The organism is Vibrio sp. 1F255 (genome assembly GCF_041439145.1).
GTDB lineage: Bacteria > Pseudomonadota > Gammaproteobacteria > Enterobacterales > Vibrionaceae > Vibrio > Vibrio crassostreae_C.
In genome coordinates this window covers 1-1775 of the sequence record NZ_JBGONQ010000075.1, presented here as the reverse complement: position 1 = coordinate 1775, position 1775 = coordinate 1, and the positions used below count along the sequence as shown (strand labels likewise).

1 protein-coding gene is annotated in these 1775 nt (G+C 39.6%); it reads left to right on the top strand.

Annotation, left to right across the window (positions count from 1 at the left end; all coding sequences use genetic code 11):
• Positions 1-981 precede the first annotated feature (981 nt).
• On the top strand, positions 982-1377 hold the full coding sequence (locus ACED41_RS21445; protein ID WP_065675450.1) for a DUF2391 family protein: 396 nt from the start codon (positions 982-984) through the stop codon (positions 1375-1377).
• The last annotated feature ends 398 nt before the right edge of the window (positions 1378-1775 follow it).

The following is a 1775-nucleotide window of genomic DNA, read 5'->3' as shown; positions in this document are numbered from 1 at the left end:
TCACAATAATTCATCAATCTTAATTAGATCACATTTTTACTTTAATTGGTATTACACAAAAGATTTTCCCGTAGCCCACAGCTCTTAGCTCAGGTGTTCCCCAAAACCAACTCATGATTAGGACTACATCATTTCTGATTCCAGCTGTGAGGTGACTCGAGCATGATTTCAAACGTATGTAGCTTTAAGTTTAGCATTCAGATACTCGAACCATACGCGCTGTAAGTTAGATTTATGAGACTGAACTGACCCCTTATTAATACTTTGAGTTATAAAAGCCTTACACCCCATCCTAATTACTCTGCGCTGTAGATGTTTCCTTTATTAAGTGAGTGGCTCTCAGTATTAGTTAACAGCCTTTCGTCTACGAAATCTGACTTCTGCTCTATCTGTGAATCTATAGGATACGTGTAATTAGGGCTCTATCATGGAGGCTTCTGCTAAGAGCGCTATAGCCCTTAATGAGTCGACTTAATAGCTCTTATTATACATTCAGCTTAAACCACTCTCGATAGCATCAAGCGCTTTGTTAGAAGCATTTCAAAGGATGGAAGCGGAGTAGATTCAGCTTGAAAGGTGAGAGTTGTTAGGTTGCGTTCCAAAGTGGTGCTGGAGGGATATGTAAGTTAAGACATAGAGTGTCCCTCGTATCCGTATCTACACGTGCAGGGAGGTTCTTCCCCCAACTGATTGTGATGTTCTCTGGTTCTAGGGGATGGTAATTTAGGATGTTTACCGGTCTCTCTTCGATTCTGATGTGCTTGTTGACTCGATATGAATTAGTTGTGTCGACAACTTTGCTCAGAACATGTTGATTTCTTGCTGGTTAGTTCAAGCTATGTTTTGGTTATTGCGACTAAGATGAAGCTAGAAGGTCACTACTGTTTGCTTAGTAGAAATAAAAATCCCCCAAATCATTGGCGGATAGTTTTGTGATTCTTTTCAGAATTAGATAAAGCCTTAAACCTAATGGGTCGAATTATGAAATTGAGTTTTAACTTTGAAGATGCGAGCCAGATCTTTGTGGGATCTTTTGCCTTGGCCGTGCCGATTTCTTTTTCTGAAGAGGCTTGGAAGTTAGGGGAGACTTTACCTACCGCTAATCTATTGCTGCTATTTTTACTGTCTGCGGTGTTCTTAGGCTTCTATACGTATGAGAGTGTCTTTCAAAAAGATGTTGTTGCTCGGTTGCCGGTGTTTATTTTCAGAATAGTGATTGCTTATGTTATGACGGCATTGGTCGTTGCTTTGGTACTGACTTGCCTGGACAAATTACCTCTATTGAGTGATCCCATCGTATCGATCAAAAGAGTGATTGTTATTTCAATGCCAGCCTCTATGGGCGCTATTGTAGTGGATAGTTTTGATAAAGAGTAATCTGTGTATCAATTTGGATTGAAGTGTCTTACAGAGCTTTTCAGCGCTTACTTGATTCGTTATTTAGCTTTCTTACCTCCAAACTTAGTATTGATTTTTTCAACCGATCTCCTAGTCAATAAAATGAGTAGCAACGTACTGTGACTGACTCTTACGTGAATGTGTCGTTTGTTGTTGGGAGATTTTGAAGAGCATTAAGTAGCGAAGATTTGTAGCTTTGGAAGGATATAAAAACGGTTGGTTTCTGAATTGAATATGGTATTTGAAAGGTGAGGGTAGTTGTATTAATAAGTTAGGATCTTTAGATGCAAAAAAGCCGCATCAATGATGCGGCTTCTTTTAATTGGCTCCCCTTGCAAGACTTGAACTTGCGACATACGGATTAACAGTCCGCCGTT